Source organism: Verrucomicrobium sp. (assembly GCA_028283855.1).
In the GTDB taxonomy this organism is placed as follows: Bacteria; Verrucomicrobiota; Verrucomicrobiia; order Methylacidiphilales; family GAS474; genus GAS474.
Window position 1 is genome coordinate 225,199 of record JAPWJX010000005.1, and the last position, 24,580, is coordinate 249,778.

Consider the following 24,580-nt stretch of genomic DNA (forward strand, 5'->3'; position numbering starts at 1 on the left):
CCCCGATCGTGCCGCACTTCTATTTTCGGCGCAATGGTCCTTGCCTTCCACAAGCCTTACGGCGTCCTAAGCCAGTTCACTCCGGACGGCTCGCCCAACCGGACGCTGGCCGAGTTCGGCTTCCCGAAAGGGGTCTATCCCCTGGGCCGTCTCGACTCCGACAGTGAGGGGCTCCTTCTCCTCAGCGACGAGCCGGGGCTGAACAACCGTCTCCTGGACCCTGCCCGGGGCCATCGCCGGACCTACTGGGCGCAGGTGGAGCGGCTGCCGGACGCCGCCGCGCTGGAAAAGCTCTCACGCGGCGTGACGATCCAAGACTATCGAACGCGCCCGTGCCACGCGTGGCTCCTGGACCCCCAGCCGGCGATTCCCCCGCGCGATCCGCCGGTCCGTTTCCGCAAGAACGTGCCGGACTGTTGGATCGGCCTGGAGCTGGTGGAGGGAAAGAACCGCCAAGTCCGGCGGATGACGGCCGCCATCGGCCATCCCACGCTGCGGCTCCTGCGGGTGGAGATTGAGGGGATCGCGTTGACGAACCTGGGCCTGGAGCCGGGCCGGTGGAAGCCTATTCCGGCAAAATGGTGAGATTGCCCGTGGCGGCGTAGGCGCGCCAGGCCTTCGGATCGGTGGTGAGGGGGAGCTTCTCCTCCCACAGCTGCTGGATTTCCCGCCCGTGCTGCTGGAATACCTCCAGCACCCGGTCCAGCCGTCCGGAAAGGTGGGCGTGGAGCGCCGGATGGGGCTGCGGCTGGATCTCCGGCGGATAAAGGCCCAGCTCCTGCCGCTGGGGCTGAAGGCATCCGGGCAGGACCCGGGAACGGAAGTGGGGCCATCCGGCCAGGAAGTGTTCCAGCCCCATGATGAGCGAGGCGGCGCCCAGATGGCGGTGTTTGAGGAGGTGGCCCATCGCCCGGCCCACATTGTTATGGAAAAGGGCGGTGCAGGCGGCCTGGCCGCGCCGCGCGTTGTGGAGTAGGAGGTTGTATTGCTCCAGGAAAAGAGTCTCCGGGGCCGCGCCGCGCCGCTCCAGGGAATAGAACTGCCACGTGCCGACGCCGGGCAGCATCCGCACGGAGTGGCCCGCCTCCGCCAGCCTCCGCCCGTAATCGAGGTCGTGGGAAAGGAAGAGAGGCAGGGGCAGCCCGATTTGGCGGACCACCGCCGCCGGGATAAGGCAAAAGGACCACGTCGGCACCTGGCCCGTTTTTGGCAGCGTGCAGACGTCCAGGCCGTCCGGCTTGCCCGCGTCGAGCCGGTGCAGGAGCGGGTAGCCTTGCCAGAAGTCCCGGTCGTTCTGGTGGAGGATCGACCCGGCGGAGGAAATCAGGTGCGGCTGGAGCGGGTCCAGGAAGATGCCGCCCAGGACAAAAGGCGCGCGGGCCAGCTGCGCCGCGCGCAAGGCCCGCAGGATGACGTCGACGTCGAACTCGACATCGTCGTCGAGCGTCAGGAAGTGGGTGGCGTCCCCGTCCCATTCCTCCAGGAAAGCGCGGCCGATGCCGCCCGCGCCGCCCAGGTTCCGCTGCGCGGTCACGCGGCAGCGCGGTCCGGCCAAGGGCGCCAGAACGGGGCGGGCGCTTTGCTCGACGATGTGAAGGCGCACCCCCTCCGCCTCCAGCAGGGGATCGGTCAGGACCTTTTCCAGGTAGCCGGTGGGCCGCCGGACGGCGGCGAGGACTGCCAGCTTTGCCGGGGGCAGGGGATCGGCAGTCCGCCAGGAACCTTCCCGCAGAGCGCCGCGCACGGTGAAACGGAGGCGCAGGGCGTGGCGGCAGGCTTCCGCATCCAGGTCAAACGCGTGGGAGAACTCCCCGGAAGCGGTGAAGGAGCCCAAGGAACGGGCCAGGCCCAGCGCGTCCTGGGAAAAGATTTCGATCCGGGCTTCCCCCTCCACGAGCAAGCTCAGGGAAAGCGTCCGCAGGGTGGTGAGGGATCTCCACGCGGCCAGCGGGAAGGAGTTGAAGAACGTGTCGCCGTCCAGGAGGCCGCCTTCCTCCTGCCAGTAGAGCCGGTTCCGTTTCCGCCGCCAGGCGGTTTGGCTAAAGAGCGTCGCCTCGACCTGCGGGTCTTCCGGGGCAAAGCGGATGCGTTGGAGGATGCCGCTCACGCCGCGAAGCCCTCCAGGCTGCCGTGGGCAAAGTAATGCTCCCACGCCGCCGGAGCGTAGGAGAGGGGAAGCTTTTGGGCCAAGGAAGTCCGGGCCGTTTCCCCTTCGGCATCGGCCAAGGCGGCGAGGCGGCGTTCCAGGGAGGAGGCCTGTTCCCCGCTGGGAACGGGGGTTTCCTCTTCATTCAAAAGGTAGACGTCCAGCTCGGTCCGGAGCGTTTCCAGGTGCTGCGGAAAACGGCGGGTGGAAAAGTGCCGCCAGCCCGCGAAGGCGTCTTCCATCGCGCCGAGGAGGGCCGCGGCGCGCCGGTATTGATGGCGGGAGAGCAGTGCCTCCGTTTCCTCCGCCAGATAGTCCAGGAAAGGCCGGAACGCCTCGGGATGATGGACGGCGTGGTAGACCAGCAGGCTGTAGACATTCAGCCGCATCATCCAGGGAGCCGTCTTCTTGCGGAAGGGCTGGTGCCAGACGCCGATGCCCGGGGGGACGTGAACGGCGTATCCTGCGGCCAGCGCGCGGGTGCTGTATTCGATGTCGTCCCAGCGGACGAAGAACGGCGCGGGCAGCCCGATTTGCTGCATGAGCGAGGCGGGGAACATGCAGAACCACCAGGCTGCGAAGTCGGAGGCGAAGGGGATCTGCGCCCCGTCGAGCGCGCCGGGGAGATCGACGGAGAGGCCGGAGAAGCGGGGATCGACTTCCCGGAACCCCTTGTCCGTGGCGGTGAGCCGGTCGCCGATGCCCTGCAGCACGTTCGGCTGAAGGAGGTCGAGCATCACGCCGCCGACGACCAGCGGCTGCCGGGAGAATTGGAAAAGTCGCAGCGCGCGCAGGACCGAATCGGTCTCCAGGAAGATGTCGTCGTCCAGGATCAGGAAGTGGGTCGGCGCGGGGGAGGATTTCCCCGCCTCATACAGGGCGCGGGTGACGCCGCCGCTGCAACCCAGATTGGGCTGGCGGACGATGCGGCAGCGTTCCGGATCGACGGGCTCCAGCTCTTCCCGGTCGCTCTGGTCGGTGACCCAGAGGATGACGCCTTCCCGCCGCAGGACCTCGTCCTCCATGAGGTGCCGGATGAGCCGCTGGGCGTAGCGGGCCCGGTTATGGGTGGGGAAGACCACGGCCAGGCGCGGGGCGGCGGCGGGCGCCTCGTCCCGGGTCGTCCATTCCCCGCCCAGGAGGCGGGCGCCGCCTTCCTGGCCGGTCAGGGAAAAGCTGAAGCGGAGCGCCTGGTCCAGGGCGCCGTCGAAGTCGTGCTGAAAGAGGCCCTGGGCAACGGCGGCGGCCAGGCGCCGCCGCTCCCCGCGCTCATCGTGGACGAAGACCTCCACCAAGGCGTTCCCCTCCATTTCCAGCCGCAGGGAAAGGGTCCGCAGCGGCGCGAGCCGCCGCCAGGTGGAAAAAAAGAAGGCGTTAAAAAAGGTGTCGAAGGAGGCCGTGGCCCCGGCGGCTATTTGGAGAAAGCTCTCCTCTTCCCGCACGTCCTGCCGGGGCGCGCTCCAATAGGCCGTCTGGCCTCGCCGCAGCCAGAGGGTGTCGTCGTGGGGGGTGAAGGAGGCGGCCTCGCCCGTCTCCTCCCGTTCCAGGCGGCAGAGGCGGACCCGCTGGAGAAGGAGGCTCATTCAGGAAGCGGAAGCGCGGCGGCCGGCCAGGTCCAGGCCCCGGTCGATGGCCTGGAACGCGCCGGTGCCCCACTTGTAGCGGCTCTTCATGCCGTTGCCCACCTGGCTGCCGCGGCTGCGGCGGCAGTGGTCCCGAAGGGGCTTCCACGGATGCTTCACGGCCACGCGGCCCTCATAGAGCACATCGTAGCCGGCGGCCCACAGGGCGATCTGATGGTCCAGGTCTTCCCAGGAGATGGGGCTCAGGGCAATGTCGAGCGGGCCCGCGGCGCGATAGGCCTTCTGCCGGTAAAGGATCATGCAGCCCATGTTCCCCAGGGTGCGGGAGAGATAGTCGTATTGCCCCCCGTCCTTTTCCGTCTGATGGTTGATGCCGTCCGGCCACATGCGGTAGTCGGCCCACAGGAGGGTGTCGGGCTTCTCGATGTCGACGACCTTTGTCCCCACGGCTCCGGCGTAGGGATTGGCCCGCAGGGCGGCGACGAGCTTGGCCAGCCAATCCGGCTCCATCTCGATGTCGTCGTCCAGCCGGGCGACCAGCGGCGCGTCGCTGAGGGAGGAGAGCCAGTTGAGTCCCGCCGTGAGGCCGACGTTCACGGGAGACTCGGCGATCTCGATGGGGAAGGGGAAGGAGTTCCGGAGTTCCTCCAGGTAGGCCTTGCTCCCGTCCGTGCTGCCGTTGAGGAGGATCTTCAGCCGCGCGGCGGGATAGGCGGTCTTGGCCACGCACTCGAGCGTGGTCTTGAGGAGCGCCAGGTTGTTCCGCGTCACCATGAGAAGGTCGACGGGTGGCTCCGGGGACTCCCACTCGTCCAGGAGCCGCTTGCCGATGCGCCAGCAGAGCGGCGTCTCCCCGTAGAGGGCGCGGATGGCGTGCAGGTCGGGATAGGCGGGATTCCACCGCCATTTCTTGTTCCAGAGGTTCACCATCGGCATGGCCATTTCCCCCATGGAGGGGACGTTCAGCGTCTGCTGCATGAAGGCGAAGGTGTCCGTGCGGGGGTGGTGGAGGGTGACGGAGGGCTCGGTCCAGACGGAGAAGCCTTTCTCGCGGAGGGAAAGGCAAAGGTCGTCGCTTTCCATCCAGGGGGGGCGCCCCGCGCCCTGGACCGCTGTCCATCCTTCCTCGAAAGGCGGACGGCCCAGGGTGTTGAGGGCGTCCCGGCGGATGAAGCATAGCCAGGGGATGACGGAATCGGCTTCCACGGGCTTGTCGTACAGCGCCATGTCCGACTGGCCGTAGCCGATGTTGGAAATGTGCTCGAACATGCCGAAGCGGTGGATCACCAGCCGTCCGCAGGAGTAGATGAGCCCCATGCGGTCGTAGAGCTTTGCTCCCACCACGCCGGCGTTCTTTTCCTCCGCCAACTTCCGTAGCGGGGCCAGCCAGCGGTCGGTCTCCAGGCTCACTTGATCGACGGCCAGCACCACGTCGTCCTCCGGGCAGGAGGCGATGGCCTGGTTGAGGGCGGCGAAGTTCCCCCACGGCACGGGCAGGGTGCGGCAGGGCTCCCCGGAGGATGCGGCGACGGCTTTCAGCCAGCCGTGCAGGTCGGAGGGGGCGGGACCGTGGAGGCCGATGAGGGTGACGGGGCGGCTCATGTCAGAATTGGGGGCGGACGATCTTCCACTCGTTGACCAGGTCGCGGTTCAGCTCCAGGAGAAAGCGGGAGGGGCTCTGCCAGGAATCGCGGTAGCCCGCGCTGGCGCGGATGACGGGGTAGGTGAGGTAGAGCTCGTCCCGGGCGCGGGTGACGGCGACGTAGAAGAGCCGCCGCTCCTCCTCCTCCCCGGAGGGGGTCTCCGCCGCGCGGGAGGAGGGGAAGAGGCCGTCGCAGAGCATCATGACGAAGACGGCCTTCCACTCCAGCCCCTTGGCCTGGTGGACGGTGCTGAGGCGGATGGCCTCCGCGTTGTCGTCGTTGCGGCGGCGGCCGCGGCGGTCGTCATCGACGTTGGTGAGAAGGGTGAGCTGGGCCAGGAACTCGGAGGTTGTCTCCATTTCCTCGGAGAAGGCGCGCAGCTGGCTGAGGTCTTCCAGGCGGGCGGGGTAGTTCGGGAACTTCACCTTCATGTAGTCCTCGTAGACCGCTTCGATGACCAGCTTGATCTGGTCGGAAGTGCGGTTTTCCATCTCCGGGGTCACGAGCTGGCGGTGGGTCTCCGCCCACTGTTTCCACGCGTCGGCGGCCTTGGCGGGGGGCTCGATGCGGTCCAGCGGCGTGCCGGCGGCGAATTTTTTCCAGAGCTTGTCGGCGGTCTTTTCCCCGATGCCCGGCAGCATCCCGGCGACGCGCTTGAAGGCAATCTCGTCCCGGGGATTGGAGGCCAGCTTCAGGTAGCTGCAGACGTCTTTCACGTGGGCCTGCTCGAAAAAGCGGATGCCGCTGGTGATCTGGAAGGGGATCTGCCGCCGCGTCAGCTCCATCTGCAGCTCCATGGCGTGAAAGTGGGCGCGGTAGAGGATGGCGATTTCCTTCAGCTCCACCCCTTCCTCGTGCAGTTCCCCGATGCGCTGGGCGATGAACTGCGCCTGCTGGTTGGCGTCCCCCAGGCAGATGAGGGCGGGCTTCACTCCCGGCGTGCGGACGGCGTGCAGGTCTTTCTTGAACTGCTGCGTGTTGGGGGCGATGGCCGCGTTGGCCAGGTTGAGGATCTCCGGCGTGCTGCGGTAATTGGTCTGGATGTAGATCGTCGTCGTCCCCGGGTAGCGGTCCGGGAAGGAGAGGATGTTCAGGAAGTTGGCCCCGCGCCAGGAGTAGATGCTCTGCGCGTCGTCGCCCACGGCCATGACCTGCTTGTGCCCCTCGGCCAGGAGGTCGATGAAGTCCGCCTGAAGCTTGTTGGTGTCCTGGTATTCGTCCACCAGGAGGTGCTGGAAGTGCTGCTGGTAGCGGGCGCGCAATCCCTCCTCCTGCTGGAGGAGTCCCAGGGCGTTGGTCAACAGGTCGTCATAGTCCATGACGTTGGCGCTGCGCTTGCGCTCCGTGAAGACCCGGTGCAGCCGCAGGAGGCCGTCCTGGTTTTCCAGCAGGTAGGGGTGGTGGCTTTCCAGGATGGAGCCGACGGTCTGGCGCATGTTGGCCGCCAGGCCGAAGATTTCCAGTGCCACGTCCCCCTTGGGAAACTGCTTGTCCTTGGGATTGATCCCGGCGTCCGCGTAGCAGCCGCCCAGGAGGTCCTTGGCGTCGTCCCGGTCCAGGATGGTGAAGTCCTGCCCGTAGCCCAGGGCGCCCGCGTGGCGGCGCAGGAGGCGGTTGGCCACGTGGTGGAAGGTGCCGCCCCACATGCGGGAGATGTCGTGCGGCAGCAGGTCGCCGACGCGCTGGAGCATCTCCCGGGCGGCCTTGTTCGTGAAGGTGGCCAGGAGGATGTTTTCCGGCTCCACGCCGTTCTCGATCAGGTAGGCGACGCGGTAGGTGAGGGTGCGCGTCTTGCCGCTGCCCGCCCCGGCAATGATAAGGAGCGGGCCGGGCGGCGCGGTGACGGCGGCGTATTGCTCCGGATTCAGCTCCCGGGCGTAGTCGATCCGCGGAGAATTGGCGGAGGGGACGGAGTGCAGGCGGTATTCCATGGCCGCGGTTCCTTCCACTATCGCCGCCCGCCCCGGCGGGGCAAGCCCGCCTTCCGTGCGGAGGCCATGGCCCATTTCCCGCGCTTCTTCCACGAAAGGGGCGGCAGGCCCGCTTTGGCGAAGGCGCGGTCGACGTCCGGGATCTGGTCCCGCAGGACGCCGCTCAAGAAAAGGGAGCCGCCCGGCTTGAGCGCGCCGGCCAGCCGGAGGGCGGCGGCCACCAGCAGCTCGCTGTAGAGATTGGCGCAGATCACGTCGTAGCCGTTTTGAGGCGCCTTCCAGCGCAGGACGTCCCGCTCCGCCCAGGCCACGGCGGGGTGGGGGAAATTGGCGTGCTCGTTCTCCCTGGCCACGCGCACGGCGGTCGGGTCGTAATCGAAGGCCTCCACCTTTCCCGCGCCCAGGCGGCGCATGGCCAGGGCCAGGATGCCGCTGCCGGTGCCCGCGTCCAGGACGCGCCGCTCCGGCCACGCGCCGGACAGGGAGGCCAGGGAACGCAGGAGCATCCCGGTGGTGGCGTGCTGCCCGGTGCCGAAGGCGATGCCCGCCGGGATGACGAGGGAGGGAACGGCTTCTTTTTTTGCGGCCTTCGGCTTTTCCGGATGGATGATGAGCTTCTTTCCGATGCGCAGCGGCGCGCCGGGGGCCGACTTCTTCAGCCAGTTCGTCGCGGAGGTGCGGCGCAGGCGGCCGCCGAAGCTGCGGGTGAGGAGATCGGCCGTCTTTTTGTCGGCGGGGTAGGCCTCCAGGCGGCCCAGTTTGGCGCCGGGCTTTTCGACGAGGACCACCCGGTCGAAGCCGACGAAGGCGATCCGTTCCAGCCAGGCGTCCGCCCAGCGGAGGGAGATGGGCCGGGTCCAGACCCAGGGGGCGGCCGCCTTCACATGCTGAAGCGGGGGCCCAGGTAGAGGTCCCGGGTGACGGGATCGTCGATGAGGAACTGGCTGGTGCCGTGGCTCTCCACCTTCCCCTCGCAGATGAGGTAGGCGCGGTCGACGACGCTGAGCGTCTCCCGCACGTTGTGGTCGGTGATGAGGACGCCGATGCCGCGCTCCCGCAGGCTGAGGATGATCTGCTGCAGGTCGAAGACGGCCAGGGGATCGACGCCGCTGAACGGCTCGTCGAGCAGGAGCAGGGAGGGCTCCGTGACCAGCGCGCGGGCGATGGCCAGGCGGCGCTTTTCACCGCCGGAGAGGGTCAGCGCCACGTTCCGGCGCAGCCCTTCCAGGCCGAAGTCGAGCAGCAGCTCCTGGCACCGCTGCTCGCGTTCCTCCTCCGTGATGGGGAGGAAGTCGAGGATCGCCATGAGGTTTTCCTCCACGGTCAGCTTGCGGAAAATCGACTCTTCCTGCGGCAGATAACCCAGGCCGCGGCGGGCGCGGCGGTACATGGGCATGTGGGTCACGTCCTCGCCGGCCAGATAGACCCGGCCTTCCGTGGGGGGTACGATGCCGACGATCATGTAGAAGGTCGTGGTCTTTCCGGCGCCGTTTGGCCCGAGCAGGCCGACGACCTCTCCTTGGCGGACGACGATGTCGACGCCGTTGACCACCCTGCGGCCATCGTAAGCCTTCGCCAGGCCTTCGCCGCGGATCAGGTCCTCCGCCTGGGTGGGGAGAGTGGGGATGGGGGGCATTTCGGGCATGTTCAAGAAAGCGTTTTAGCAGTTTGAAGGCGGACGCCAAATGAGAAAGCCCGAATTTTTGCGCTTGTTAGCCGCCTGTTTTGGATGATGGTAAGGGGCATGTTGCCTCTGGAAGACGGATTCGCGGACATCATCGGCAAAGCCCAGCGGGGCTTAAAGCTTTCGGACGAGGTGCTCTGCCGGGAAGCGGGAGTCTCCGGGGAGGATTTCCAGCGCGTCAAAGGAGGCGATTTTAACGAGGAGATCGTCCGCAAGCTGGCGGAGCCCCTCCGCCTGGCGCCGGACCGGCTGGTCGCCCTGGGCTCCTGGCATCCGAACATCGCCCATCCTTCCAATCTGGCCCGGGTCACCACCCCCTTCGACGGAGGCACGGTCAATGCCTACCTCATCTGGGACGAGGAGACGAAGGAAGCCGCCCTTTTCGACACCGGCATGGACGCGGGGCCGCTTCTCCAGGCCGTGCGGGACCGGGGCCTGACGCCCAAATACATCTTCGTCACCCACACCCATTCCGACCACATTGCCGAATTGCCCAACCTGGCCCGCGCCACCGGCCTGACGCCGCTGGTCCACGAGAGCCAGGACATCGGCGGCGTCCGCCTCTTCAAATGGGGGCAAACCTTCCCCCTGGGCAAGCTGAAGGTGGAAACCCGCCGCACCACCGGCCACGCGGAGGGGGGGACCACCTTCGTCGTCAGCGGTCCCGGCCTGGACGTGTCGATCGCCGTCGTGGGCGACGCCATCTTCGCCGGCTCCATGGGCCGGGGAAACATCTCCCATGAGGACGCGCTGGAGACCAACCGCCAAAGCATCTTCTCCCTGCCGGACCAGACCGTCCTTTGCCCCGGCCACGGCCCCCTGACCACCGTGGGACTGGAAAAGCGGCACAACCCCTTTTTTCCCGAATTTCATCACTCATGAGCTTAAACATCGGCATTGTCGGCGTCGGGCGGATGGGGGCCAACATGGCCCGCCGCCTGGCTGAAAAAGGATTCCACGTCACCGCCGTCTACGACGCGCGCCGGGAGGCCGCCCTGGCCCTGGCCGAGGAGCTGGGCAGCCACGCCGCCCTGGAGCTGGCCGAGGTGACCGCCGAGGCCGACGTGATCCTCACCGTCGTCACCGACGACAAGGCGATGGAGCAAATCTTCCTGGCCGGGGAAGGGGACCACCTCCTGCTCAACGCCCAGGGGAAAGTCTTCCTCAACTGCGCCACCGTCTCCCCGGAAGTCCACGCCCGCGTTTCCCAGGCGGCGGAAAAGGCGGGCGCCTCCGCCGTGGAAGCCTGCATGGCCTCCAGCATCACCCAGGCGCGGCAGGGGACCCTCTACCTCATCCTGGCCGGGGAAAAGAAAGCCGTCGACCGGGTGGAACCCGTCCTGGCCGCCCTCAGCTCCGCCCGCCGCTACGTGGGGGAGACCGGCCGCGCCGCACAGGTGAAGGCCCTGGTCAACATGGTCATGAACATGAACACCGCCGCCTTGGCGGAGGGACTGGCCGTCGGCGACGCGCTGGGTCTCGACCTGGCTATGCTGCGGGAGGTCTTTGCCCAGACGGGGGCCAATTCCCGCGTCCTGGAGACCGACGGGGCCGACATGCAGGCCCGGGAGCACGATTGTTACTTCTCCGCCGCCCATGCGGCCAAGGACTCCGGCATCGCCCTGGAACTGGGAAAAAAGGCCGGGCTCAAGCTCCCGCTGGGAGAGGCCACCCTGGCGCAATACCGCCTCATGGTGGAAAAAGGGCTGGGGGAATTGGACAAATCCGGCGTGGCCGAACTGACGTTCAAAGGAAGGGCGAAATAAGTCGCCTAAATATTTTCCCTTGCAATTTCAGGGAAATCTCTAACGTAACCGATTAAGCCGGTTGTTTGCAGTTCAAAGGCTTCAGATTGTCCGAAAGGGATGTTTCTGATGGTCCGAGGGTTCGGGCAAAGCCATTGAACGGAAAACCGGCCAAACCGCAAATCGAATAGCAGTCCGTAGATCATGAACACGAAATTGTACGTGGGAAACCTCCCGTTTAGCAGCACTGAACAAGACGTCCGGGAGCTCTTCTCCCAGCATGGGAACGTCACCGAAGCGACGCTCATCATTGACCGCATGACCGGTCGTTCCCGTGGCTTCGCCTTCGTCTCCTATGACAGCGAAGACGCCGCCCAGCGCGCCATCCAAAATCTCGACGGCCAGGACATCGACGGCCGCAAGCTGACCGTGAACATCGCCCGCCCGAAGGAAGACCGTCCTTATAGCGGTGGTGGTGGCGGCGGTGGCGGTGGCGGCGGCTACCGTGGCGGTGGCGGCGGCGGTGGATACCGCGGCGGCGGCGGTGGCGGCGGCGGCGGATACCGCGGCGGCCCCCGTGGCGATCGCCACTAAGCCTAGCCCTAACAGGTTTTAGAAAGCGAAAGCCCCCCGGAAACGGGGGGCTTTTTGTTTGTTTTTCCATGCACCAAGTCGACGTGGCCGTGATCGGCGGCGGAGCCGCCGGCCTTATGACGGCGCTGACCGCCGGGGGGCGCGCCCGCCGCGTGGCCGTCCTGGAAGGCCAGGAGCGTCTGGGGAAGAAGATCCTCATCTCCGGCGGCGGCCGCTGCAACTTCACCAACCTGGGCGCGCGGGCGGAAAACTACCTCTCCGCCCAGCCCGACTTCTGCAAGTCGGCCCTGGCCCGCTTCACCCCCTACCATTTCGTCGAGATGGTGGAGCGGCACGGCATCCCCTACCACGAGAAGAAGCTGGGCCAGCAGTTCTGCGACGGCAGCTCGAAGGAGATCGTCGCCCTGCTGGAGGCGGAGTGCGCGGAGGCCGGTGTCTCCATCTTTCTTAACCGGCGCGTCTCCGCCGTCGAGCCGCAGCCCGGCGGCGGCTTCCAGGTGGAGGCGGGCGGAGAGGCGTGGCGCGCGGAGAGCGTCGTCATCGCCACCGGCGGCCTTTCCTTTCCGAAGCTGGGCGCCACCGACTTTGCCTATGTCCTCTCCCGGCGGCTCGGCCTCAAAGTCGTCGATCCCCGGCCCGGCCTGGTTCCCTTCACGTGGAAGGAAGGAGGCTTCGCCGCCTCTTTAAGCGGCCTCTCTCTGCCGGTAGTCGCCCGCTGCGGCGGGACGGCGTTCGAGGAAAGCCTCCTCTTCACCCACTTCGGCCTAAGCGGGCCTGCCGTGCTCCAAATCTCCTCTTATTGGAAGCAGGGAGAGACCGTCTCCTTCGACCTCCTGCCCGGCCTGGACGCTGTCGCCTGGTTGCGGGAAAACCGAGGGGGCGCGCCCCTTTCCGGCATCCTGGCGGAAAAGCTGCCCCGCCGCCTGGCCCAGCAGTGGGCCGCCGCCCAGCATCCGGGGGCCAAGCCCCGCTGGGCGCAGGAGCCCGCCGCCGTCGTCCGGGAAATCGCCGGGCGGCTCAACGCCTGGCCGGTCCGCCCGGAAGGGACGGAAGGCTACGCCAAGGCGGAGGTCACCCTGGGCGGCGTCGCCACGGAAGGGCTCTCCTCCAAGACGATGGAATCGCGCGCCGTGCCGGGCCTCTTCTTCGTCGGGGAAGCCGTCGACGTCACCGGCTGGCTGGGCGGTTACAACTTCCAGTGGGCCTGGGCTTCCGGCCGGGCCGCCGGTCTGGCAGCCTAACTTCATGTCCTTGCGCCCGCTCTTGCCGCCCGACCGCCCCTGGCTGGCCCTGGCGCCGATGCAGGACGTCACCGACCTGACGTTCTGGAAGGCGATGCACCGCTACGGCGGGCCGGACGTCTATTACACCGAATACATCCGGGTCCATGAAAACTCCCGTCCGGACCGGGACGTCGTCCGCGCCGTGACGGAGAACCCGACGGGCCGCCCCGCCATCGTCCAGATGATCGGGCAGGACATTCCCTCCCTGGTCCGCGTGGCCCGGCAGCTCCAGCGCCTGCCCGTCTGCGCCATCGACCTGAACCTGGGCTGCCCCGCCCCGATCGTCTGCCGGAAGGAGGCGGGCGGCGGCCTCCTGCGGAACCTGCCGAAGATCGACGCCATCCTCCGCGCCCTGCGGGAGGCGATCGAGATCCCCTTCACGGTGAAGACGCGCATCGGCTTCGACCGGCCGGAGGAGTGTGACGCGCTCCTCGACCTCTTCGCCCGCCACCCCATCGACCTCTTGACCGTCCACGGCCGCACCGTGCGGGAGATGTACCGGACGGAGGTCCATTACGACCGGATCGCCCAGATCGTCCGCCGGATGCCGTGCCCCGTCCTGGCCAACGGCAACGTCCTTTCCGTCCGCCTGGCGCGGGAGATCGCGGCGGAGACGGGCGCGGCGGGCCTCATGATCGGCCGGGGGGCGATCCGCAATCCCTGGCTCTTCGAGCAGATCCGGGCGCAATGGGAGGGAAGGCCGGTCTTCCGGCCCACGCTGCGCGACGTGCGCGGCTACGTGGAGCACCTCTACGAGGCGACGGCACAGCCCGGATTCCGCGAGGCCGACCACGTTTCCAAGATGAAGAAGTATCTCAACTTCATCGGCCAGGGAATCGGGGAGGGGGAAGCCTTTCTTAAGGACGCCCGCGCCGCCGGCTCGGGGCGGGCTTTCTTTGCGGCGTGCGATCGCCACCTTTCGGACGACGCGCCGCTGCCGGACGAGCCTCCGGGCCGCTCTTTGCGCTGCGCTCGGAGCGAGCAGCTGGCGCAACTGGGATAGAGGCGGCCTTTTCCACCAGGGTAGTGAAGGTGGCGGGAGCGGGGCTTTGAAAGCGCATGGCCGCGCCGCCTTCCGGATGGGGGAAACGCAGGGCGGAGGCGTGCAGCGCCAGGCGCCGCAGGGGATCGTGGCTGACGCCGTATTTTTCGTCCCCGGCAATGGGGTGGCCCGCCTCGGAAAAGTGGACGCGGATCTGGTTGCGGCGGCCCGTTTCCAGCTTCACCTCCACCAGGCTGTAGGCGGGGCCGGTTTTCACGGTCTTGTAATGGGTCACGGCTTCGCGCGTGTGCTCGGACGGGGCCTTCTCGCTGAAGACCCGGTAGCCGCTCCGGTCCGGTCCGGTCGTCTCGTTCAGGTGGCTGCGAATCGTGCCGGAAGGGGGCTGGAAGGTCCCCTGCACCACGGCGGCGTAGGTCTTCTCCGCCTTCTCCCAGTTTTCCTGGAGACGGCGCTGGGCCTGCGGCGTCTTGGCGAAGACGAGGAGGCCGGAGGTCTCCCGGTCGAGCCGGTGGACGATGAAGACCCGCTCCCGCAGGCCGCGCCCGCGCAGGTAGGCGGTCAGCTGGAAATAGGCGGTCTGCCGCTCGCCCCGGTCGGTGGCGATGGAGAGGAGGCCGGGGGGCTTTTCGACGACGAGGATCTGTCCGTCCTCATGCAGGATGCGGAGGCCGGAGGGGAGCTTCGTCTCCGGCCCGGCGAATTTTCCGGCGCGCACGGCCACCTCGCTGCCGGGGCGGACCGGCGTGTCGTGGCGGGCGGGCGCGCCGTCCACCAGGATGGCGCGGTGGTGCAGCCAGAGCTTGGCCTGCTTGCGCTTGATCTCCGGCCAGCGGGCCAGGAGGAATTCGATGGGGCGTTCCGGGGCGCCCGCCTCGGCGCGGGCTTGGTAAAGGTAGGTCATGCGTGTTTAAATTCGGCGACGGCTTCCGCCAGGTCGGTGTCCATTCCCAGGCCGATGCGGCCCAGCTGGAAGAGGTTCTCCGGGGAAAAGGGCTTCGGCTCCGGCCCGTAGCGGAAGGCGGCGCGGTAGCCGGCCTCCTGCAGGAGTTCCTGGACGACATCGGCGGTGTCCGGCGTGCCGCCGTCCCCATAGGGGAAGGAGTAGGTAAGGACGGGACGGTGGAGATGCTCCTCCAGCACGGCCTTGGAGGTGACGATCTCCTCCTTGCACTCCTTGAGGGAAAGGCCGCTCAGGCCCCGGTGGGTGACGCCATGGGATTGCAGGGCGATGCCCCGCTTTTCCAGCTCGCGCATCTCGGCCCAGGAGAGGATTTCTTCCGAAGGCTCCTCGTGGAGGTCGAAGTCGTTGCGCCCGCCGACGTATTGGGTGGGGACGAAGATGACGCCCGGGCATCCGGCGGCCTCCATCTCCGGCAGGCCGTGGCGCAGGATGGAGCGGTAGCCGTCGTCGAAGGTGACGAGGGCCGATTTTTCCGGCAGGGAGGCCGGGTCCTCCGCGCCGCGCAGGAAAGACTCCAGGCTCAGGTAGGCGTAGCCTTCCTCCCGCAGCCATTCCAGGTGGCGGACGAAGAGGGCGGTGGGCGTGTAATACCAGCTCGTCCAGGTGTCGGGAGGCTGGGGGCCGATCTTGTGGTAGCCCAGGATGAGGACTTCCGGCTTTTTCATGAGGTGGCGGCGCGGGCGGGGACGGAAAGGGCGGTTTCGACGACTTTCCCGGCCACCGTGCGGGAGTCGAAGTAGGCCTCCGCCAATTCCCGCGCCTTGCGGGACTGCGCGGCGTAGTCGGCGGAGATCGCCTCCACGGCGGCGGCTGCTTCTTCCAGCGTCTCGTAGCGCCAGAGGCCGTCCCCCGTCCTGGAGGGAAGGTAGGAGCTGGGGCCGGTGTATTGGACCACGGCGGGTTTTCCGCTGGCCAGGTAGCAGAGGGTGCGGTCGCTCATCCAGGCGGCGTTGAAATGGAGGCAGGAGGGCTTGGCCGCGCTGAACTCCCCGTAGGACCGCTGGATGTAGCGTTGGTAGGCCTCCGGGGAACCGGCGACTTCGTGGGAGTGCTGGATGCGCCAGCCTTTGGCCTCCATGAGGCGGCGGTCCTCGGCGTCCTGGCCTTCGCCGGAGATGCAGAGGGCCAATTCCATCGGATGCCGCACGCGCTGCGGCAAGTCCAGGAAAGGGAGGAAGCCGCTGCGCTTGCTGTTGGAGTAGTAGGAGCCGCCCTCGCTCAGGACGTATTCCGGCGCGTCCCAGTGGGAGACGGTGGTGAAGGGCGCGTCAGGCCGGGAGGGGGTGGCGGGCCAAAGGTCGACGGCGACGCAGGGGCGAATGGGATGCCAGGCCAGGCCCAGGTCGGGCACCTTGGAGCCGGGGCCGCCGATCCGCTCGCCGGTGGTGAAGTAGGCGTCGTGCCGGGCGAAGTCCATCTGCTTGTGGTGGACCCAGTGCTGGAGCAGCCCGGGGTCGATGTCGATGAGGGCCGTACGCGGATACTGGTCCAGGATCTCCTGCGGCAGGCCGTAGCGGAAGTTGACCAGGAGGTCGGTCTCCCGCATTCGGGCGGGCGTCAGGGCCAGGACGGAAAGGGAAGGGGGGATATCCCCCGGCCGCAGGGAGAGAAGGGCCAGGTCCTGGTCGAAACCGTAAGGCTGGAGGGCCTTTTGCAGCTGGATGAACTGGGCGGCCACTTTGTCGTGGTCGGCCTTCGGGTCGATCGACTCGACCCAGGTGACCGCGTGGCCGCTCTTGCGCAGGCCCATGGCCCAGTTGAGGTAGACCCAGAAATGGCCGCCGCCTTCCAGGTAGCCCATCGTTTGGGCCAGGATATGAACGCGCGCGGACATGGATCAGGCGCGGTCGACGGTAGTCGCGTCGCCCGGGTGGATCAGTCCGTAGCGGGTGAGGAGCACCTTGAGCGTGGCGGTGAGGGGGATGGCCAGCAGGGCGCCCAGGAAGCCGCCCAGCAGGTTCGACCACACCAGGATGGAGACGATGATCGTCATCGGATGAAGGCCGATCCGTTGCTTCATCACCTGGGGGGAAATGACGGTGTTTTCCAGCGTCTGTACGATGGCGAAGACCGCCAGGGTTAAGAGGACCTGCTGCGCCCCGCCGCCCTGCTGGTAGAAGCTGACCAGCCCCGCCGCCAGGCCCACCGTGATGATGCCGAAGTAGGGAATGACGGTCAGCACCATAGCCGCCGCGCCCAAAGCCAGCCCGTAGTCGAGCCGCACGATGGTGAGGCCGATGGCGAGGAGGAGCCCGTCGGTCACCGCCACGACGATCTGGCCGCGGAAGAAGCTGACCAGGTATTTGTTCGTCTGCTCGATGATGACGACGGCCTCCTGCTTGAGGCGGGGATCCTTGATCGGAAGGTAATTGCGCCAGCCCTTCTCGATCCGCGGCTGGCAGACCAGGAAATAGAACAGGAAGAAAGGGATGAACACGAGCCCCAGCGCCAGGCCTACGGTATGGAAAATGGTTCCCATGCCTCCGGCCAGCTTGCTGGCGGCGGCGTCCAGATGGCTCTTGAGCGCCTCCCCCATGTTGCCCAGGGGGCCGCTGTTCTGCGTCAGGAAGTGGTAGAGCTGGTCCCAGAGGCGGGACAGGAGCTGGGGCGCGACGGTGACGAGGTGCTGCGTCTCGTTATAGAGCAGGGGGCCCAGGAAAAACCCCGCCGCCGTGAGAAGGCCCGCGATGAGGACGAAGAGAGCCGCCACCGCCCAAAAACGGGGGCGAATCACCCGCTGGACCAGGTTGACCACCGGATGCAGCAGGTAGGCCAGGATGCCCGCGATGGCCAACGGAATGAGAACGTCCTGCAGGACGTTGAGAAAATGGCCTAATATCCAAGCGGCGCCCACCGCGGCGGCGGCGATGAAAATGCGGGAAAGAAGGTCGAGGGCCTGCCGCTGGACTTTCGAGCGGGAGTCGGAAGGGGACGTCATAGGGTTTTTACGCCGTCTTCCCGGAATGAATGCAGGTCACCCGCCCAGATTAGAAAGGTTTCCGGAAGGCATCAATCCTCCTATTTGCAACTTTTCCGGGCTCAGGCGGTTCAATTGGACATGCTCGATCCCTTTCCCCCTTCCGCCTTCACCTGGGAGCATGCGGCCCATCTTCTGAACCGGGCCGGATTCGGCGGGACGCCGGAGGAGGTCGACTCCCTGCGCCGGATGGGTTTGCCGGACGCCGTCGACTTCCTGGTCGATTACCAGAAGACGCCTGATGACTATGCCGCCCCGGCTTGGAGCGTCCCCGATCCGGCGGAGGTGGAGCAGATCCGCCTTCTCCGCGGCATGAGGAAGGGGAGCCAGGAGCGGATCGACCTGCAGCGGAAGATCTACAAAACCTACTCCCAGCGGATGGTCCAGCTCCACGAGTGGTGGCTGGAGCGGATGCGTACCACCGGCCGCCCCCTCCAGGAAAAGATGACCCTTTTCTGGCATGGCCTCTTCGCCACCAGCCACACGAAGGTCCGCAACCCGCTTCTCATGTGGCAGCAGAACGAAGCCTTCCGCCAGCGCGCCGTCGGCCAGTGGAACGACCTCCTCCTGGCCATGGCGCAGAGCCCGGCCATGCTCCTGTGGCTGGACGGAAACCAGAGCAAGAAAGGCGCGCCGAACGAGAACTTCGCCCGGGAGGTCATGGAACTCTTCACCCTGGGGGAGGGGCACTACACGGAACAGGACATCAAGGAATCGGCCCGCGCCTTCACCGGCTGGCATACGGACGCCTTTACGGGAAAGTTCTACGCCATCCCCGCCCAATTCGATAAAGGACGGAAGACCTACCTGGGGCAGACCGGCAACTTCAGCGGGGAGGAGGTCATCGGCATCCTGGCCCGGGAGCCCCGCTCTTCCGAATACGTTTGGGAACGGCTTTGGCGCTATTTCGGCTCGGAGGAGCCCAATCCCGGCGTCTCCAGCGCCCTGGCGCTTCAGTTCCAGCAGAGCGGCTTGGAGTTCAAGCCTGTCCTGCGAACCCTTTTCCTGAGCCGGGAATTCTACGCACCCGGCGTCGTCCGCGCGCAGGTGAAGGGCCCGGTCCAGTGGCTCGTCGGCTCCTGCCGCAGCCTGGAGCGCACCTTGCCGCCCACCGGCCCCACCTACCAGATGATGAAGCGGCTGGGGCAGGTCGTCTTCGCCCCGCCCAGCGTGAAGGGGTGGGACAGCGGCGTCAGCTGGATCAGCACGAACACGCTGCTGGACCGCTACAACTTCGCCGCCTACCTAGTGCACGGGAGGCCCCTGGGATCGGGCGCGGGCGGCAAGCAGAACCCCGTCGAAAAGGCCGCCGCCAAAATGGGGATGGCGGAAGGCGGCGACCATCCCCAGCCGGTGGCCTTCCAGGGCGTCGACGTGCGGAAGCTCTTTTCCCCTGACGAGCTGGCAAACCCCGACGCCCTGCTGGCCGCGCTGGAGCGGCGCTGCATCCAGGCAAAGCTGCCGGACGACCGGCTCGCCTCCCTCAAGTCCTTCCTGTCCGCCCAGAAATCCTCCAACCCCGAAACGGTGCGCGGAGCGATCCGCCTCCTCATGAGCACCCCGGACTACCAACTCACCTAAAGCCTATGCACCACCCCTGCCTCCACACGCGCCGCGACTTCCTCCGCACCACGCTCCTGGGCGGGGCACTGACCTGGACCGTTCCCACCTTCCTGGCCGACACCTTTTCCACCCTGCACGCCGCCGCGTTCGACAGCGCCACCCAGATCGCCACGGGGAAGGACGCGCCCATCCTCGTCCTCCTCCAGCTGGCGGGCGGCAACGACGGCCTCAACACCCTGATCCCTTACGCCAACGACTTCTACTACCAGGCCCGGCCCACCCTGGCCGTAAAGCCGGGCGACGTCCTGAAATTGGACGGGCAGGTCGGCCTGCACCCCTCTCTTGTCGGCTTCAAGGCCCTCTACGATTCCGGCAACCTGGGCGTCATCCAGGGCGTCGGTTATCCGAATCCGAACCGTTCCCACTTCCGCTCCACCGAAATCTGGGAAACGGCCAGCGATTCCGGCCGGAACGTCCATTACGGCTGGATCGGCCGCTACTTCGACAACGCCTGTTCCGGTTCCGATCCCACCGTCGGCGTCAGCATCAGTTCGGAAATGCCGCAGGCTTTCTGGAGCCCGCTGCCGAAGGGCGTGGCCCTGCGGAATCCCGGTTCCTACCGCTTTGACAGCGGCCGCCGCGCGGGCATGAGCGACGACCTCACCGAGGCCTACTATAAGGAACTCAACCTTGCCGACGGCAGCAACGGCGATCATTCCCCGGGAGACATGGAAGGCGCCTCCATCGGCAAATTAAGCAGCGGCAGCATGACGGCGGGCGCTTCCGAATCCCCCTTGCGGTTCATCGAGCGGACCGCCCTCGACGCCCAGGTCAGTTCGGACAAGATCCTCTCCATCACCAAGGCGGGGCAGAACCGCGTCGTCTACCCCCAGTCGGCCCTGGCCAACGACCTGAAGCTCGTCGCCCGGCTGATCGACGGGGGGCTCTCCAGCCGCGTCTACTTCGTCTCCCAGGGTTCTTATGACACCCACCGCGGCCAGGCGGGAACCCATCCGCGCAACCTCAAGGACCTGGGGGACGCGCTCCTGGCCTTCTGCAACGACTTGAAAGCGCAGCGCAATTTCGACCGCGTCGTCGTCATGACCTTCAGCGAATTCGGCCGCCGCGTCCATGAGAACGGCAGCGGGGGAACCGATCACGGCACGGCCTCGCCGCAGTTTATCTTCGGCGGGCGGGTGAAGGCGGGCTTGGCGGGAGCGTACCCCTCCCTCGATCCGGCGGGGCTCGACCACGGGGACCTGGTCCACACGGTCGATTTCCGCAGCGTCTACGCGGGGCTCTTGGAAAACTGGCTTAAGACCGACAGCCAGCCGGTGCTGCAAGGGCGCTTCCAGCCCCTGAGCATGGTGGTCTAGCGGTGGTGGACGGCGGCGGGGACGGTTTCCGTGAGCGTCCCGGCACGGGAAGCCTTGGAAAAATCGACCGCGCAGAGGGCGGTGACCGTCTCGGTCGCGGCCTCGGGATCCTTGTCGCGCGTCAGCTTGCAGGGGAGGGTGAAATCGCCCGCGCCGCCCTTGAAGGTGAGGGAAAGGGTTTCGCCCTTGGCCGGGACGGCCACGGGAACGGTCTCATAAAAGGGGGCGTTGCTGCTCTGGGCCTGGAGGAACTGGACCTTGTTGGCCTTTCCCAGCGCGTCGCCATCGACCACGATCGTCCCGCGCCCCTGGGCGTCCAGGTTGACGAGGTTGTAGCCCTCATTGCCGGCTTTGCAGGCGGCCATGCCCAGGGCAAGCGTGGTGGCGAGAAGAGAGGTGGCGGCGGGATTGGGCTTCATGGTTTGTAATTCGGCTATTTTTTGAGGAGGGCGATCAAATCGTTTTCTGGGGCGGGAGCGGGCGCGCTTCCGGCGGCGCGGGGCGGAAAGGGCGCAGGACGCAGGCGAAGTCCTTGCCCAGCTCTGCCTTGCACTCGGCCAGGCCGCTGCCGAAGGGCGTCGTCAAATTGACCGCGAAATTCTGGGAACCCGGATGGGCGGGAAGGTAGGCGCTGGAACAGCGGTCCGGGGCCTCGGCGGCGCAGAGGCGGACTTCCGTGCCGGAATGCATCTGGCCCTGGGTGACGGTGAACGCGCCGTCCCCGTGCTTGTCGACCCGGGCGGTCGGCAGGGTTTGCTCATGGAGCTGGGCCATTTGAACGCCTGTATGATAGGCCCCGGCGGCGACGCCGATTCCCAGGGCTCCGTGAAGGGCGAGATGCTTGAGCTTCATCCCCCCTTAATTCGGCTATTTTAAGGCGGCGGTGCCGTGCGTCGTATCCCCGATGTTCTCGACCGGGGAGCGCTTCCCGTCGTCGGCGGAACGCTGGCGGGCGCCTTCCTTGCCCAGAACGGCTTCCCGGAGCTGGTAGACCTGCTCGTCGAGTTCCTGGAAGGCGCAGAGGGACCATTCATGGGCGGGGGCCAGCCCGGCCTGGAACTTCGCGATGCGGGCGCGCGCCGGGGCGGTGGCGGCCTCCGGCAGTTTGGCCAGAACCTCGGCGGCCTGGCGGGCCATCTCGACGCGGTGGCAAAGGAGGATGTAGTCGTTCCCGGCCAGGATCGACATGCGGACGGCCTCGTCGAAGCCGTACTCGTTGATGATCGCGCCCATGTCCAGGTCGTCGGTCATGACGATGCCGTCATAGGCCCAGTCCCGCCGGATGATGTCCAGGAAGGGCTTGGAAAGGGAGGAGGCGGTGCCGGTGGGGTCCAGGTGGGGATTGCGGACGTGGCCGATCATGAGGCTGTCCATCTCCGGCAGGAGGTCGCGGTAGGGGATCCACTCGTGGGCTTCCAATTCCGCCCGGGTGCGGGCGATGGTGGGGAGGCCGTGGTGGGGGTCGATGACGGCGGCGGAGTAGCCGGGGAAGTGCTTGCCGCAGGCCAGGATGCCCTCCTTCCGCATGGCGCGGGTGAAGGTCCCGGCGAAGTCGGTCACCTGCGCGGGGGTCAGGCCCCAGGTGCGGTTCTTGAGGGAGTTGTCCTGGTCCCCGTTCTGGGAGACGTCCAGGACGGGGCAGAGGTCCAGGTTGAAGCCGAAGAGGCGCAGGAGACGGCCGGTGAGCCGCCCGTGCTCGGCGATGAGGGCGCGGTCCCCCTTGTCCCGGAGCTGGACGGCGCTGGGCGGCTCCGCGCCGATTTCCTTGATGCGGGAGACGCGGCCCCCTTCCTGGTCGATGCAGATGACGGCCTTGCCGCCGGTTTCGCCCTGCAGGTCGTCGATCAGGGCGCGGAGCTGGTCCGGGGTTTTGATATTCCGGCCAAAGAGGATGAAACCGCCCGGGCCGATATCCCGGACGGCCTGGCGGGTCTCCCCGTCCAGCTCCGGACCGGGGACGCCCATGATGAGGAACGGTCCACCGGCGCGCATGAATGGGAGTCTATATCCTAAATCAGACCAAATGCCACCACTTGATGAAGATGGGGATGATGAGAATGGCGACGACGTTGACGACCTTGATCATCGGGTTGATGGCGGGGCCGGAGGTGTCCTTGTAGGGATCGCCCACGGTGTCGCCGGTGACGGAGGCGGCGTGCGCCTCGGAACCTTTGCCGCCGTGGTGGCCTTCCTCGATGAACTTTTTGGCGTTGTCCCACGCGCCGCCGGAGGAGGTCATGGAGATGGCCACGAAGAGGCCGGTGACGATGGTGCCGACCAGGACGCCGCCCAGGACGACGGGGCCCAGCTGCGGGATGAGGGCCACCCCCAGCACCACGATGAGCGGCAGGAGGGCGGGCAGGATCATCTGGCGCAGGGCCGCCTTGGTGACGATGTCGACGCAGGTGGCGTAGGAGGGTTTCTCCGTGCCCAGCAGGATGCCGGGCTTCTCCGCCACCTGGCGGCGCACCTCGCGCACGACGGCGCCCGCCGCCGTCCCCACCGCGTCCATGCTGTAGGCGGTGAAGAGGAAGGGCAGGAGGCCGCCGATGAAGAGGCCGATGATGATCTTCGGCTGCTCCAGGGAGAACTGGATCTGGCTGAGGAATTCCGGGGAGCTGTGGCTCTTTAGCTCCTGGACGTAGGAGCCGAAGAGGACGAGCGCCGCCAGGCCCGCGGAGGCGATGGCGTAGCCCTTCGTCACGGCCTTCATCGTGTTGCCCACGGCGTCCAGCTCGTCGGTGATGTGGCGGACTTCCTTCGGCAGCTCGCTCATGACGGCGATGCCGCCGGCGTTGTCCGTGATGGGGCCGAAGGCGTCCAGGGAGATGACGATGCCCGACATGGAGAGCATGCTCACCACCGCGATGGCAATGCCGTAGAGCCCGGCGAAGTGGTGGGAGAGCAGGATAGCCAGGCCGATGCAGAGCACCGGCAGGCCGGTGGCGCGCATGCCCGTGGCCAGGCCGGCGATGATGTTCGTGGCGTGTCCGGTCTCGGACGCTTTGGCGATCCGCCGCACCGGCGGCATGTCCGTGGCGGTGTAGTAATTGGTGATGAGGACGACCAGCGCCGTCATGACCAGGCCGATGAGGGAGGCGCCGTAGATCGGAGCCCACTCCGTGAGGAAGAGGGCCTGGCAGACCGGCACGAAGAGGATGGCGGAGACCAGCGCGCTAATGACCACGCCGCCGACGAGGGCACGGGTAGGCGAGGTCTTCCGCATGCTGACGGAGAAGATGCCCAGGATGCCGCCGATGACGGAGATGCCGCCGACCAGAAAGGGATAGACGACCGCCGCCGCGTGGCCCGGCAGGGTGATGACGGCGATGAGAACCGCGCCGATGAGGCTGACGGCGTAGGTTTCGAAGACGTCGGCCGCCATGCCCGCGCAGTCGCCGACGTTGTCGCCCACATTGTCCGCGATGGTGGCGGGGTTGCGCGGGTCGTCCTCGTCCAGGTTCTGCTCGATCTTGCCGACCAGGTCGGCGCCGACGTCGGCGGCCTTCGTGTAGATGCCGCCGCCGAGGCGGGCGAAGACGCTGATGAGGCTGCTGCCCAGCGCCAGGCCGACCAGGGCGCTGATGACCTCCCCCTGCGGCAGGTAGCGGGAGGCCACCGTGTAAAAGACCCCCACGGAGAGGAGCGCCAGGCCGACGACCAAGAGGCCCGTGACCGCGCCGCCGTTGAAGGCGATGGAGAGGGCGGCGTGGCGGCTGCGCGTGGCGCCCTGGGTGGTGCGGACGTTGGCCAGCACGGCCACCCGCATGCCGACGTAGCCTGCCAGCATGGAAAAGGCCGCGCCCAGGAGGAAGCCTCCGGCCGTCCACCAGCCCTTGAAAAAGCCGATGAGGAGGAAGATGACGGCGGCGATCGCGCTGATCGTCTCCACCTGGCGGCGCAGGTAGGCCTTGGCGCCTTCCTGGATCGCCTGGGCGATTTCCCGCATGCGCGCGTTCCCCGCGTCGCTGCCGCGGACGTGCAGCCCCAGCCCCACGGCGACCGAAACCGACAGCGCGGCGAGGATTAAAGTAATCAGGATCCCGTTGTGTAAGAGCCAGTATTCCATAAAAGGTTGGTTACAGTGGCGA

Annotated in this window: 21 protein-coding genes and 1 pseudogene; 8 read left to right on the forward strand and 14 right to left on the reverse strand. The window is 67.0% G+C overall.

The window, feature by feature from the left end:
* Positions 1-33: 33 nt before the first annotated feature.
* Positions 34-585, forward strand: coding sequence for a pseudouridine synthase (locus PW734_10675; GenBank protein ID MDE1171651.1), 552 nt, complete (start codon positions 34-36; stop codon positions 583-585).
* Here PW734_10675 and PW734_10680 read toward each other — a convergent pair.
* From PW734_10680 to lptB, 6 genes are read right to left on the reverse strand one after another with little or no spacing between them, the layout of a single operon-like run.
* Positions 566-2,107, reverse strand: coding sequence for a hypothetical protein (locus PW734_10680; protein ID MDE1171652.1), 1,542 nt, complete (start codon positions 2,105-2,107; stop codon positions 566-568). The genes PW734_10675 and PW734_10680 overlap by 20 nt on opposite strands.
* On the reverse strand, positions 2,104-3,729 hold the full coding sequence (locus PW734_10685; protein MDE1171653.1) for a glycosyltransferase: 1,626 nt from the start codon (positions 3,727-3,729) through the stop codon (positions 2,104-2,106). Before PW734_10685 ends, PW734_10680 begins: the two co-directional genes overlap by 4 nt.
* Complete coding sequence (locus tag PW734_10690; GenBank protein MDE1171654.1) at positions 3,730-5,331, reverse strand: glycosyltransferase; 1,602 nt, start codon at positions 5,329-5,331, stop codon at positions 3,730-3,732.
* Position 5,332: 1 nt separating this feature from the next.
* Complete coding sequence (locus PW734_10695) at positions 5,333-7,303, reverse strand: ATP-dependent helicase (GenBank protein ID MDE1171655.1); 1,971 nt, start codon at positions 7,301-7,303, stop codon at positions 5,333-5,335.
* Positions 7,304-7,320: 17 nt separating this feature from the next.
* Complete coding sequence (locus tag PW734_10700; GenBank protein ID MDE1171656.1) at positions 7,321-8,187, reverse strand: 50S ribosomal protein L11 methyltransferase; 867 nt, start codon at positions 8,185-8,187, stop codon at positions 7,321-7,323.
* A complete protein-coding gene (gene lptB, locus PW734_10705) occupies positions 8,184-8,939 on the reverse strand; it encodes an LPS export ABC transporter ATP-binding protein (GenBank protein ID MDE1171657.1) in 756 nt (251 codons plus the stop codon). Before lptB ends, PW734_10700 begins: the two co-directional genes overlap by 4 nt.
* A 108-nt stretch (positions 8,940-9,047) precedes the next feature.
* On the opposite strand from lptB, the gene PW734_10710 reads away from it, so the two are divergent.
* The 5 genes from PW734_10710 (at position 9,048) to PW734_10730 (ending at position 13,612) form a co-directional block, all read left to right on the forward strand.
* Entirely contained in the window at positions 9,048-9,869 is an 822-nt protein-coding gene (locus tag PW734_10710) for an MBL fold metallo-hydrolase (protein MDE1171658.1), read from the forward strand.
* A complete protein-coding gene (locus PW734_10715; protein ID MDE1171659.1) occupies positions 9,866-10,753 on the forward strand; it encodes an NAD(P)-dependent oxidoreductase in 888 nt (295 codons plus the stop codon). The genes PW734_10710 and PW734_10715 overlap by 4 nt, the downstream gene beginning before the upstream one ends.
* Before the next feature lie 183 nt (positions 10,754-10,936).
* Positions 10,937-11,326: an RNA-binding protein gene (locus tag PW734_10720; GenBank protein MDE1171660.1), complete on the forward strand. Its 390-nt coding sequence runs from the start codon at positions 10,937-10,939 to the stop codon at positions 11,324-11,326.
* 68 nt (positions 11,327-11,394) lie between these two features.
* Positions 11,395-12,567, forward strand: a complete 1,173-nt coding sequence (locus PW734_10725; protein MDE1171661.1) for an NAD(P)/FAD-dependent oxidoreductase — start codon at positions 11,395-11,397, stop codon at positions 12,565-12,567.
* A gap of 4 nt (positions 12,568-12,571) precedes the next feature.
* Positions 12,572-13,612, forward strand: coding sequence for a tRNA-dihydrouridine synthase family protein (locus tag PW734_10730; GenBank protein ID MDE1171662.1), 1,041 nt, complete (start codon positions 12,572-12,574; stop codon positions 13,610-13,612).
* 19 nt (positions 13,613-13,631) lie between these two features.
* Here the strand turns inward: PW734_10730 and PW734_10735 are convergent.
* The 4 genes and pseudogenes from PW734_10735 to PW734_10750 all read right to left on the reverse strand — a co-directional run bounded on the left by PW734_10735 (position 13,632) and on the right by PW734_10750 (position 17,511).
* Positions 13,632-14,513 (reverse strand): annotated as a pseudogene (locus tag PW734_10735) (RluA family pseudouridine synthase).
* The gene (locus PW734_10740) at positions 14,510-15,238 is read right to left on the reverse strand and encodes a polysaccharide deacetylase family protein (protein ID MDE1171663.1); all 729 of its coding nucleotides are present in this window, start codon (positions 15,236-15,238) and stop codon (positions 14,510-14,512) included. The pseudogene PW734_10735 and the gene PW734_10740 overlap by 4 nt, the downstream one beginning before the upstream one ends.
* Positions 15,235-16,407 (reverse strand): hypothetical protein, encoded by a 1,173-nt coding sequence (locus tag PW734_10745; GenBank protein ID MDE1171664.1) that lies wholly within the window; start codon positions 16,405-16,407, stop codon positions 15,235-15,237. The genes PW734_10740 and PW734_10745 overlap by 4 nt, the downstream gene beginning before the upstream one ends.
* Before the next feature lie 3 nt (positions 16,408-16,410).
* Entirely contained in the window at positions 16,411-17,511 is a 1,101-nt protein-coding gene (locus tag PW734_10750; GenBank protein ID MDE1171665.1) for an AI-2E family transporter, read from the reverse strand.
* Positions 17,512-17,631: 120 nt separating this feature from the next.
* On the opposite strand from PW734_10750, the gene PW734_10755 reads away from it, so the two are divergent.
* Together PW734_10755 and PW734_10760 are read left to right on the forward strand one after the other, a co-directional pair.
* Entirely contained in the window at positions 17,632-19,131 is a 1,500-nt protein-coding gene (locus tag PW734_10755; GenBank protein MDE1171666.1) for a DUF1800 domain-containing protein, read from the forward strand.
* Between the two features lie 5 nt (positions 19,132-19,136).
* Complete coding sequence (locus PW734_10760) at positions 19,137-20,489, forward strand: DUF1501 domain-containing protein (protein ID MDE1171667.1); 1,353 nt, start codon at positions 19,137-19,139, stop codon at positions 20,487-20,489.
* Here the strand turns inward: PW734_10760 and PW734_10765 are convergent.
* The 4 genes from PW734_10765 to PW734_10780 are packed head-to-tail and all read right to left on the reverse strand — an operon-like array spanning position 20,486 to position 24,558.
* The gene (locus tag PW734_10765) at positions 20,486-20,908 is read right to left on the reverse strand and encodes a hypothetical protein (protein ID MDE1171668.1); all 423 of its coding nucleotides are present in this window, start codon (positions 20,906-20,908) and stop codon (positions 20,486-20,488) included. The genes PW734_10760 and PW734_10765 overlap by 4 nt on opposite strands.
* A 34-nt stretch (positions 20,909-20,942) precedes the next feature.
* Positions 20,943-21,341, reverse strand: a complete 399-nt coding sequence (locus tag PW734_10770) for a hypothetical protein (GenBank protein ID MDE1171669.1) — start codon at positions 21,339-21,341, stop codon at positions 20,943-20,945.
* 15 nt (positions 21,342-21,356) lie between these two features.
* A complete protein-coding gene (locus PW734_10775) occupies positions 21,357-22,481 on the reverse strand; it encodes a glycoside hydrolase family 3 N-terminal domain-containing protein (GenBank protein ID MDE1171670.1) in 1,125 nt (374 codons plus the stop codon).
* A gap of 22 nt (positions 22,482-22,503) precedes the next feature.
* Positions 22,504-24,558 (reverse strand): sodium-translocating pyrophosphatase, encoded by a 2,055-nt coding sequence (locus PW734_10780; protein MDE1171671.1) that lies wholly within the window; start codon positions 24,556-24,558, stop codon positions 22,504-22,506.
* Positions 24,559-24,580 lie beyond the last annotated feature (22 nt).